This is a genomic window from Synechococcus sp. UW86 (genome assembly GCF_900474085.1).
Lineage (GTDB): Bacteria > Cyanobacteriota > Cyanobacteriia > PCC-6307 > Cyanobiaceae > Parasynechococcus.
Window position 1 is genome coordinate 28,977 of sequence record NZ_UCNU01000008.1, and the last position, 9,451, is coordinate 38,427.

8 protein-coding genes and 1 pseudogene are annotated in these 9,451 nt (G+C 63.3%); 5 read left to right on the plus strand and 4 right to left on the minus strand.

Annotated elements, in window-relative coordinates; genetic code table 11:
• Positions 1–9 precede the first annotated feature (9 nt).
• The 3 genes from DXY04_RS02335 to DXY04_RS02345 are packed head-to-tail and all read left to right on the plus strand — an operon-like array spanning position 10 to position 2,328.
• On the plus strand, positions 10–702 hold the full coding sequence (locus DXY04_RS02335) for a dihydrofolate reductase family protein (protein WP_115160831.1): 693 nt from the start codon (positions 10–12) through the stop codon (positions 700–702).
• A 33-nt stretch (positions 703–735) separates the two neighbouring features.
• Complete coding sequence (locus DXY04_RS02340; RefSeq protein ID WP_115160832.1) at positions 736–1,911, plus strand: GNAT family N-acetyltransferase; 1,176 nt, start codon at positions 736–738, stop codon at positions 1,909–1,911.
• Between the two features lie 9 nt (positions 1,912–1,920).
• Positions 1,921–2,328 carry a DUF4346 domain-containing protein gene (locus DXY04_RS02345; RefSeq protein ID WP_170951317.1) on the plus strand — a complete coding sequence of 136 codons (408 nt, stop codon included), beginning with the start codon at positions 1,921–1,923 and terminating at the stop codon, positions 2,326–2,328.
• 3 nt (positions 2,329–2,331) lie between these two features.
• On the opposite strand, the pseudogene DXY04_RS02350 reads toward DXY04_RS02345, so the two are convergent.
• A pseudogene (locus DXY04_RS02350) lies at positions 2,332–3,905 on the minus strand (B12-binding domain-containing radical SAM protein).
• Positions 3,906–4,049: 144 nt separating this feature from the next.
• On the opposite strand from DXY04_RS02350, the gene DXY04_RS02355 reads away from it, so the two are divergent.
• Positions 4,050–4,142 (plus strand): hypothetical protein, encoded by a 93-nt coding sequence (locus tag DXY04_RS02355; protein WP_011365270.1) that lies wholly within the window; start codon positions 4,050–4,052, stop codon positions 4,140–4,142.
• On the opposite strand, the gene DXY04_RS02360 is transcribed toward DXY04_RS02355, so the two are convergent.
• The gene (locus tag DXY04_RS02360) at positions 4,135–5,358 is read right to left on the minus strand and encodes an MFS transporter (RefSeq protein WP_115160833.1); all 1,224 of its coding nucleotides are present in this window, start codon (positions 5,356–5,358) and stop codon (positions 4,135–4,137) included. The genes DXY04_RS02355 and DXY04_RS02360 overlap by 8 nt on opposite strands.
• Positions 5,355–6,731, minus strand: a complete 1,377-nt coding sequence (gene rimO / locus DXY04_RS02365; RefSeq protein WP_115160834.1) for a 30S ribosomal protein S12 methylthiotransferase RimO — start codon at positions 6,729–6,731, stop codon at positions 5,355–5,357. Before rimO ends, DXY04_RS02360 begins: the two co-directional genes overlap by 4 nt.
• Before the next feature lie 85 nt (positions 6,732–6,816).
• Between rimO and DXY04_RS02370 the strand changes: the two genes are divergently transcribed.
• Positions 6,817–7,746, plus strand: coding sequence for a vitamin K epoxide reductase family protein (locus DXY04_RS02370; protein WP_115160835.1), 930 nt, complete (start codon positions 6,817–6,819; stop codon positions 7,744–7,746).
• Between the two features lie 13 nt (positions 7,747–7,759).
• Here the strand turns inward: DXY04_RS02370 and nadB are convergent, their stop codons facing one another.
• On the minus strand, positions 7,760–9,418 hold the full coding sequence (gene nadB / locus DXY04_RS02375; RefSeq protein ID WP_115160836.1) for an L-aspartate oxidase: 1,659 nt from the start codon (positions 9,416–9,418) through the stop codon (positions 7,760–7,762).
• Positions 9,419–9,451: the final 33 nt, after the last annotated feature.

Here is a 9,451-nt window from a genome sequence, read left to right on the forward strand (position 1 = left end):
GACGGCTTGATGCCCCAAAGCCCCACTCCCACACGCCCCACCCCTTCTCGCCCCTGCGTGCGGCTGGTGCTGGCCATCAGCCTTGATGGCCGCTTGGCACCGCCGGCAGGGGGTGCTGCCCAGCTGGGGGGTGAGGGTGACCGTCGCGCCCTGGAGCATGCACTTGCCTGGGGGGATGCCTGCCTGATCGGTGCCGGAACCCTGCGGGCCCATCAGTGCACCTGCTTGATCCGCAGCCCTCAGCTGCTTGAGCAACGCCGAAGCGAGGGGCGAACCGAGCAGCCGGCCGCTGTGGTGGTGAGCCGATCCCCTGACTTCTCAAGCGCCTGGCGGTTTTTTAATCAGCCGCTGCAACGTTGGCTGCTGGCTCCTGAACCTTTGGATCAAGGTTTTGATCGTTGGTTCCCTTTAGCTCCAACCTGGCCGGAGCGGCTCCAGGCGCTTGGAGCGGCTGGGATTCAGCGTCTAGTGCTTCTGGGTGGCGCCCAGCTCAGCGCCGATCTGTTGCAAGCCGATTGCGTCGATGCCCTCCAGCTCACCTTGGTGCCCCAGCTCCTGGGCGGTCGCTTCAGTTGGTTGCCTTGCACCAATGCGCCGTTGCCAGCTGCCTTGGCGCAACCAGGTGCTTGGCAGTCCGATGGTGCTGAGGATCTCGGGGACGGTGAGTGGCTTGTTCGCTACCGACGGATCCGATCTGGTTAAGGTCGTCCCACCTCGGCCAAAGGCACCGTCGCAATGACGTCACTCACGGCCCGCTGGCATCGCTCCATCAATGAAATCCCGGAGCAGCAGTGGAACAGCCTGGTTGGAGACGCCGCGATCCCCTTCTACCGCTGGAGTTGGCTGGAGGCCTTGGAAAGCTCCGGAAGCATCATTCCCGAGCAGGGCTGGCAGCCCCTGCATCTGGCCCTCTGGCGTGATGACATCCCGATTGCGGTGGCTCCACTGTTCCTCAAGGGCCACAGCTATGGCGAGTTTGTGTTCGACCAAACCTTTGCCCGTCTGGCGGCGGATCTGGGGCTGCGCTACTACCCCAAGCTCCTGGGCATGAGTCCGGTGAGCCCAGTGCTGGGCTACCGCTTCCATGTGCGATCTGGAGAAGATGAAGCTCTGCTCACCCGGGAGTTGCTGCGGGCGATCGATCGCTTCTGCGAGCAGAACGGGATCCTCAGCTGCAATTTCCTCTACGTGGATCCGCAGTGGCGGCCCCTGGCGGAGGCCGCCGGCTGTGCCGCCTGGCTGAACCAGCAGAGCCTGTGGAGCCGCGGCGACGACCAGACGTTTGAGGATTACCTCAAGGGCTTCAATGCCAACCAGCGCCGCAACATCAAGCGGGAACGCAAGGCCGTGGCCAAAGCCGGGATCACCGTGACACCCCTCAGCGGCGATCAGCTGGATCTGCCGCTGTTGCAATCCATGCATCGCTTCTACGAGCAGCACTGTGCTCGCTGGGGACCGTGGGGCAGCAAATATCTGGAAGAGGGCTTTTTTGAAGCGTTGGCACGGCTGCACTGCGATCAGCTGGTGCTTTTTTCTGCCCACCGAGGTGACCCGCGCGATCCGGTGGCGATGTCGATGTGTGTGCAGGACGGCCGACAGCTCTGGGGCCGCTACTGGGGCAGCCACGAGGAGATCGATTGTCTTCACTTCGAAGTCTGTTACTACACTCCGATCGAATGGGCTTTGGCAAACGGCATCGTCAGCTTTGACCCCGGAGCCGGTGGCAGCCACAAACGCCGGAGAGGCTTTGTGGCACGGCCCCACGCCAGCCTGCACCGCTGGTACCAGCCCCAGATGGATCAGTTGATCCGCACTTGGTTGCCCAAGGTGAATGGCTTGATGCTCGAGGAGATCGAGGCCATCAATGCGGAGCTTCCCTTCAAAGCGGAACCTCCGGCCTTGGCTTTGTAGGTTGAAGGCATGACCACAACTCCGGAAGCACCGGCATCCACCGCTGCGGCAATGGATGCACTTGATCAGCGCCTGTCCCAGCGGTTCATCGCTCTGGATCCCAGTGGCTATTTCCTGATCAAGCTGGATCGTGATGCTGCCGAACTGGTGCTTGAGCACTACGGCAACACCATTGATGACAAGGGGTTGGCCCGAGATTCTGAGACCGGTGAGGTGTTGCGCTGCGACGGGGGCAATGCACCTCGGCGCCCTTCAGCGGTTTACCGCGGCAGTACGGCCAAACAGCTGGGGATCCAGCTCACGGAAGGGGAAGCCCCACACCCGGTCAGTCGCCTCGACCATGCCCTTTATTTGGGCCGGGAGTTGCAGAAGGCTGAGCAGTGCCTGCGTGACGGCACGGTCTATGTGCAGGACTGAGGATCAAGCCGGCTGCAGTTCTTTGGCTGCTGTGGGTTCTTCTGGGGGCAGTGATTCCAGCTGCTCGCGGATTTCCTGCTGAACGATCGAGCGGTACTCGAGGAAGTGCTCGTTGTGGGCCAGCACCGATAGGAACTGTTCCAGCAGGGCGGGGTTGTTGCGTGCCATGCCGACCAGGTAACGCCAGAAACGGGTGCGGGTGTTGCGCTTGATGCCCTGCCGCCACACCACGATGCTCAGCGCCTTGAGGTCCACCAGGCTGGGCAGTTTGGCCGCGGCTTCCCAGCGGGGTGCGCCCATCTTCAGGTAGTAGCTGTAAACCCGATCCATGTAGGCGTTGGGTTCGTACAGCGCGCAGAACGCGTCCAAGTACTCGTTGGCAATGTCGCGGATCGGTCGGGTGGGTTTGAAGTTCAGCAGGTTGGTCTGGTTCACGCCTTTGGCAGCGTCTTCCCCCTGAATCAAGCGGCCTTCCCGCTCCAGCCGTGCCCAGAGGGCTGTTTTGGGCAGGGCCTGCAACATGCCCATCATCGCGGCGGGGATACCGGTGCGGGTGACAAAGTCAACGATGCGGTGGCCTGCGCCATTCTTCTCGCCGTCGAAACCGATGATGAATCCCGCCATGACGCGGATTCCGTTGGCGGTGATCCGGTCCACCGCGGCATCCAGTGGGTTGCGCGTGTTCTGCACCTTGCGAGCTGTTTCCAAGCTGGCTTCGTCCGGGGTTTCGATGCCCAGAAAGACGCTTTCAAAGCGCGCGTCGTGCATCATCCGCATCATCTCCTCGTCGTCGGCCAGATCCACCGAGGCTTCGGTGGAGAAGCTGAAGGGGTAGCCCCGCTCCTCCTGCCAAGTGCGGATCTGGCGCAGCAGCAACTTGGCGTTGCGCTTGTTGCCGATGAAGTTGTCGTCCACCAGAAAGATCGAACGACGCCAGCCCAGGTCGTGCAGATACTGCAGTTCTGCCACCAACTGCTCAGGGGTCTTGGTGCGGGGCTTGCGTCCGTAGAGAACGATGATGTCGCAGAACTCGCAGTTGAAGGGGCAGCCCCGCGAGAACTGCACGCTCATCGAGTCGTAGGCCTCGAGTTGCAGCAGATCGAAGCGTGGAATCGGGGTGGCGGTGACGTCTGGCTTGTCTCCCTCGGCGGTGAAGCGACCACCGGTTTCCCCCCGTTCCAGGGCATCCAGGAACATCGGCAGGGTGATTTCCCCTTCATTAAGGATCTTGAAGTCCGCCAGATCCAGTTCCGGTGCATCCGGTGTGGAGCTTGCAAAGGGGCCACCAACGGCTACAGGCAGACCTCTCTGCTTGGCCTTGCTGATCTGCACAGCCATGTCGTCCTTCTGGACGATCATTCCCGAAATGATCAAGGCTCTGCCCAGTCCCACTCCTCGTCCGTCACTTCCCGCACGTTCCGGTCCACCAGCTTCATCTCCCACTCTTGGGGGAGAAGTGCCGCCACGGTGACCAAACCCAGGGGAGGCAGAAGGACTTTGCGATTCACCAGCTCGAGAATCTTTTCGTAACTCCAGAAGGTCTTCGGGAACTCGGGATAAACGAAAAGCGTGCGCATGGCGTCGGGCGTTGATGGATGGACGTTCGGTCAGCCCGGCTGGAGATACCTTTCAGTCGGTATCAGCTGTTCACAAACCCTAAGCGCAATGGCCGGAACTCAGGCCGGTGTCTGATCTAATGGTGGTCACCTCCGTACTTGCACATGGGCGTCGGCATCTATCTCGGCCTGGTTGGTTCCGGTCTGGTGACGGCTTTTGTGCTCACCAAGCTGCTGAAGGGAATCAAGCTCATCTGAGCGGTTCCAACGTCTTCGCTCCTCGCTTTCGTATCCAGAGCACAGCCACAGCAGCGCTGAGGCCGCCGGTGACTGCGAAAGCCGTGGAGAGATTGGTGAACATCACCATCAGGGCAACGATCAATCCACTGAGCCCGCCTCCGCCCAGGAAGGCGATCTGGCTGAGCCCAGCCATCCGGCCTCGCATCACCTGAGGTGAGCCGATCTGACTGATGAGGTTGCAGCTGCTCAGCAGCCCGGCTGTGCCAGCTCCGATCAGAAAGGCCATGGCCAGACTGAACACAGGCCCTGGAGTACGGGCCATTCCCAACTGGGCCACTGCGGTAATCAAGCCAAACCCCCCGAGGGTGAGGAAAGGGCGCCGGCAGAAACGTTGGCTGTTGCGTTGCAGCACCAGCCCGCCCACGATGCTCCCGCCCGCCAGCACGCTGGTGAACAGCCCCAGATCCGTGGGATTGGGTCCCAGTTGATCGAAGGCGATCAACGGGGCCAGTCCCGGGTGATAGAACCCGATCAGACACAGCACAGCGGTGAAGCTGAGCACCCCTTGAAGGGTGCCACCGCAGTGCTGCCAGGCGTTGAGCAGGCTGGCGTCTTGCCCGTTGCTGCTGCGCACTTCCTGATCCCGATTCGGGTTGAGCAAGAACATCACACTGGCGATTGGCAGCAGGTAGCTGGCCGCATCAATGCCCAGGGCCCAGGCCGGGCCAGTGGCCGCCAGCAACAACCCGCCGATCGGGGGGCCGACCAGCTTGCCCACGTTGAAGACCACCGAAAAGCTGGTGAGGTAGCCCGCCAGCTGTTCCGGCTGCTCCACCAGGATCGAGCAGTACTTGTTGCGCGCCGTTAACTCATAGGCGCCGGCGATGCCCACCAAAAGGGTGCTGCAGAGCAGCAGCAGCACCTGGGCTGTGCCCTCCAACAGGGGAATCGCCAGGGCCCCCAGGCCAGAGGCGGCCAGCAGTGCCCATTGCGCCTGCACCAGCACCCGTTCACAGCCCACCCGGTCGGTGCGCACCCCCGCTGGACCACTCACCAGCAAGCTTGGAAGTGAAAGAGCGGCGAAGTTCAACGCCAGCACGAAGGGGTCTACGCCCCCTTTCATCAGAATCCAGCCCTTGGCGGTGATGCCGGCAAAAGAACCCGCCGTGCTCACGCCGGAGGCGATCAGAAAAAGCTGGCGTTGCTGCTCGGCCCGCAGTTTGAGAATGGTCAACCCTGGCGTTTCGCTGCGGCCACCATGGCGCGGGCACCAACAATCCTCCCGCTGAGGTCGTAGATGTCAGCCCCGGTGATCTCCACCGGCACCAGGCTTCCCGGCGCGGCCTGTTGACCATCGGCGCCGGGTTGCACCCGCACTTCACCATCCACTTCGGGCGCAAAGCGGGCGCAGCGCCCGATCATCTCGCCGGTTTGCGGGTTGTGCTGTTCGATCAGCACGTCAACAGTGCGCCCCACCCAGCGGCTGTTGCGTTCCTCAGAAATGGGTTGTTGCAGAGCCATCAGGGCATCCTTGCGGGCTTGGGCCACCTCGGGATCGACGCGATCGGGCAGGTCCGCCGCTGCTGTGCCGTCCTCCGGAGAGAAGGTGAACACCCCCACATGATCGAAGCGTTGGCGCTCGAGGAAGCCCATCAGGTGCTGGAAGTGCTCCTCTGTTTCGCCGGGGAACCCCACGATCAACGTGGTGCGCAGCACCGCATCGGGGAGTTGGTCGCGGATCTGATCCAGCAGGCGGTCGTTCACATCCGCCTGCCAGGGGCGGTTCATCGCCCGCAGCACCTCCGGATGGCTGTGCTGCAACGGCAGATCCAGATAAGGCACCACATTGGGCACCTCCCGGTAGGCCGCCAGCACGTCTGGGGTCAGCCCGGTGGGATAGGCGTAGTGGACCCGGATCCAGGGGATCTCCACGTCGCCAAGGGCTCGCAACAGTTCCGCCAGCTTGGGTTTGCCGTAGAGGTCGAGGCCGTAGTTGGTGGTGATCTGGCTGATCAGGATCAGCTCCTGCACCCCCTGTTCCGCCAGTTGGTGGGCTTCAGCCACGATTGATTCGAGCGGCCGACTGCGCTGATCCCCTCGCAGCTTGGGAATGATGCAGAAGGCGCAGCGGTAGTCGCAGCCCTCGGCCACCTTGAGGAAGGCCACCGCCTGGTCGGTGGTGCGTTGGCGTGGCAGGTGTTCGTCACCCACAAAGGTGGGAACGGCGCTCACCTGGTTCACCCGCTCCCCCGCTTCCACTCGCTGCAACACATCCACGATGTGCTGGTAGTCGCCGGTTCCCACGATGGCTTTGGCCTCGGGGATCGACTCCAGCAACTCCTCCTGGAAATGTTGGGCCAGGCATCCCGCAATGATCAATTCCTTGCCCTGTTCCGCCAGTCCCACCAGGGTGCGCACCGATTCTTCGCGGGCGTCCTGGATGAAGCTGCAGGTGTTCACCACCACAACGGCGGCATCCCGTTCATCGGTGCTGACGCCGTAGCCCGCTTCCGCCAGCAGCCCCACCATGTGTTCGGTGTCCACCCGATTCTTCTCGCAGCCCAGGTGGGCGAAGGCGACCGTCGGTTTCGTCGGGGTGCTGGTCATCACGTCGCCGGCAGGCCAAAGATCAGCCTACGAAGCGGCCTGATCACGCCGGAACTGACAGAATCCGATCACTTGAAGTTCAAGGATGGGCACCACCCGTCTCGTCAGCCGTCGCCGTCAGGATTCCGGCGCTAAGTGGGCCCGCATCGCCATGGCGGTGCTGGCCACCGCTGGGCTGATCGACACCGGTTCGATCAGCCTGAAGCGCTGGGGATTGCTCGGCAACCTCACCTGTCCGATGGGGGCCGACGGTTGCGACAAGGTGCTGAACAGCGCTTGGGGCACGGTGTTCGCCGGGATTCCGCTCTCGTTGGTGGGGGTGCTGGCCTATGGCGCTGTGCTGCTGATGGCGCTGCTGCCTCTGTTGCCAGGGCTGCATGAGAACAAGGGTGACTTGTCCCGTCGCACCTGGTGGGGGCTGTTCACCCTGTCCCTCGGTATGGCCGTCTTCAGCGGTGTGCTGTTGGGGGTGATGCTGCTCAAGATCCAGGCCTTCTGCTTCTTCTGCGTTCTTTCGGCTGCGCTCTCCCTCACTCTGTTTGTGCTGTCCATCGTTGGTGGTGGTTGGGACGACTTCGGTCAGCTGCTGTTCCGCGGCGTGCTTCTGGCCCTGGCGGTGCTTTTGGGGGGCTTGATCTGGGCGTCGGTGGTGGATCCAAACCGGCCCGACGCTGTGGCCAGCGGATCCGGCGTTGCGCCCGTCGTCACCACTGAGAGCACGACCGCTTCGATCGCCTTGGCTGAGCACCTCACCAGCAGCGGCGCCGTGATGTATTCCGCCTACTGGTGTCCCCACTGCCATGAACAGAAGGAGCTGTTCGGCAAGCAGGCCTCGGACCAGCTGAACGTGGTGGAGTGTGCGCCGGACGGTGAGAACAACCAGGCCGATCTCTGCCGCAGCAAGGGATTGGAGGGTTTCCCCAGCTGGGAGATCAACGGCAGCATCGATTCCGGAGTGAAAGGTCTCGACACCCTTTCGGAACTCAGTGGCTACAAGGGCGACACCGACTTCTGAATCAGGACTGCCTTCAGTCCCGGACGGCACGGGTGACGATGCCCCGTTGCCGTTGTTGCCGGGAATGCTGCCTCCATTGCGGTAGCGGCGCAGGAGCATCGCTGCGGTAGTGGCCTCCCCGGCTTTCTCCGCGAAACAGGCAGGCCTCCAGCATCAGGCGGCTGGTCAGCAACCTGTGGTGGAGATCCAGCAACAGGTTCAGATCGCGCCGGCTGTTTTCAGCCAACAGCCTGGGGGCACAGGGGTCTTGCCGTAGCAGGGCCTGGAGCAGTGCCTGCTGCTCCAGATGTTGTTCGTCGGCTTTCACTTTGCCGATGGCCTGGCGCAGTCCAGCGGCGGATCGTTCCACCCCCGCCCGTCGCCAGCAGAGCTGCCGCAGCTGCTCGATGGCGTCGATCAACTGCGAACTGCTGCAGCCGTCGAGGTCCAACGCAAGCGGTTGCGTTGTGTCGCTGGCGAGGGCTGCTGGGACGGGGCCGAGCTCGATCTCTTTGAGGCGATGGGCGAACACCAGGCACTCCATCAGGGAGTTGCTGGCCAGTCGGTTGGCGCCGTGCAGGCCTGTGCAGGCCACTTCTCCCACGGCATAGAGCCCCGGCAGTGTGGTGGCGGCCTGCAGGTCCGTGGCCACCCCTCCCATCCAGTAGTGGGCGGCTGGGGCCACGGGGATGGGCCGTTCCAATGGATTCAGTCCGAGTTCATCGCAGCGGTCGAGGATCGTTGGGAAGCGTCGTTCCGCTTGCTCCCGCGGGATGGCGGCGAAGTCGAGCCACATCTGCTTCACCTGCTGCCGCTGCATGGCCTGCATCAAGGCTCGGCTCACCTGGTCCCGCGGTGAGAGGTCGCGTTGGGGCAGGTGGGCCACAGGGCTGCCCCCCAGGGCATCCACCAGCACGCCGCCCTCTCCGCGAACGGCTTCGGAGATCAGAAAGCAGGGGGCGTCATCCAGGCGGATGGCCGTTGGATGGAACTGAACGAATTCCAGATCTTCCACGGCTGCGCCCGCCTGCCAGGCGAGGGCGATGCCTTCGCCACAGGCCTGGGCTGGGTTGGTGGTGTTGGCATACAGATGACCACCACCGCCGCTGGCCAACACCACGGCGCGGGCTTCGATCCCGTGAAGATGGGCCCCATCCAGCACCTGCACACCGCAACAGCGCCCATCGCGCACCAGCAGTTGCGTCACGCGCACGCCGCGGCGATGCAGCAATCCTGGCCGTTGCTCAACACGATCCCGCAGCACATCCACTAGGGCTCGCCCTGTGCGGTCCTGCACATGCAGCACCCGCCTGTGGCTGTGGGCTGCTTCCAGGGTGGTGGCCAGACCGTCCTGATCCCGGTCGAAGGCCATGCCCAGCTGCTCCAGGCGCTCCACGCAATGGGGTGCTTCCTGCACCAACAGCCGCACCGCATCGCCATCGCAAAGGCCGGCTCCAGCCAGAACGGTGTCCTCCGCATGGCTGTCGGCGCTGTCCTCCTTGCGGGTCACCGCGGCGATGCCCCCCTGGGCCCAGCGGCTTGAAGAACGCCGTCCCGTGTTGCGGTTGAGCAGCAACACCTTGAACTCCGGCGGCAGATCGAGGCAGGTCATCAAGCCAGCAGCCCCGGCACCGATCACCACCACGTCCCAGGGACCTGATGGGATGCGATCAGAGCTGCGGGGCTGGGCCATCACGGGGACAAAAAAACCGCCGGTGGTCCGGCG